This window comes from Weissella sp. DD23 (assembly GCF_001579105.1).
Taxonomy (GTDB): Bacteria; Bacillota; Bacilli; order Lactobacillales; family Lactobacillaceae; genus Weissella; species Weissella cibaria.
The window spans coordinates 344,861-345,962 of record NZ_KQ970390.1 but is presented as its reverse complement, the minus strand read 5'-3'; the positions used below and the strand labels follow the sequence as shown (position 1 = coordinate 345,962).

Below are 1,102 nucleotides of genomic sequence, written 5' to 3'. Positions count from 1 at the left end.
CCCAAACTTTGGTAGGGGCGCTTGACCTAGCGAATTGAAGTGATGGTCGGGGAGACAGAAATGTCTGAGATAGATGATTGCCACCGGTTATAGACCGCCAATCTGTAATCGGTACAAAACATGGCTTATAGCTGACACATCAGGCAGCCGACGTCCTCGTGGCGTCGGCTTTCTTTTTGCACTAAAACCCTCATTTTGGGGGATACATACAAGAAAATGCAGGTGAAAAATATGCAAAATTTTAAATTGATGGCCACGATGGGCGCTGGACTTGAAGCGCTTGTTGCACGTGAATTAAAGGACATGGGCTACGCGACCCAAACCGAAAATGGACGTGTTTTCTTCCAAGGAACAATGGAAGACATCTATCGTACCAACCTTTGGTTACGTGTCGCTGATCGTATCAAGATCGTCGTAACAGAATTCGATGCCAAGACATTTGATCAACTATTTGAAAAAACAAAGGCTTTCCCTTGGGAAGATTTGTTGCCGTATGATGCAGAATTCCCAGTAAATGGACGTTCTAAGAACTCAATCTTGCACTCAGTGCCAACGGTCCAAGCGATTACAAAGAAAGCCATTGTTAACCGTTTGACTGACGCCTATCACGCCCGCGGGTACTTACCTGAAACTGGTAACCGATTTGTGTTAGAAACGGCAGTTGATAAGGATCACGTCATGATCACTTTGGATACGACAGGGGATTCTTTGTTTAAGCGAGGTTACCGTACTGAAAAGGGTGGTGCACCACTTAAGGAAACTATGGCAGCTGCCTTGGTGAATTTAGCACACTGGTTCACTGATAACCCATTCGTTGATCCAACAACTGGGTCAGGAACGATTGCAATCGAAGCGGCTTTGATTGGGCGTAACATCGCGCCTGGACTGAACCGTGAATTTGATATCACATCATGGGACTGGTTTGATAAAAAAATCGGTGAAACTTTGAAAGCCCAAGCACGTCAGTTGATTGACTTCGAGGTCGAATTAGACATCACTGGTTATGATATTGACGAGAACATGATCGAAATCGCAAAGGCTAACGCCGAAGCGGCTGGTGTTGGCGATGATATTGTTTTCAAGCAATTAGCTGCTAAAGACT

General features: G+C 45.2%; 1 protein-coding gene and 1 other RNA gene (1 of these 2 only partly in view). Both read left to right on the top strand.

The genetic code is table 11. From position 1 onward, the window contains the following. Positions 1–133, top strand: an RNA gene (rnpB, locus tag WEIDD23_RS01660) — RNase P RNA component class B (it extends 487 nt beyond the left edge of the window). A 98-nt stretch (positions 134–231) separates the two neighbouring features. Beyond that, a partial coding sequence (locus tag WEIDD23_RS01655; protein WP_062358733.1) for a THUMP domain-containing class I SAM-dependent RNA methyltransferase occupies positions 232–1,102 on the top strand: 871 nt, incomplete at its 3' end.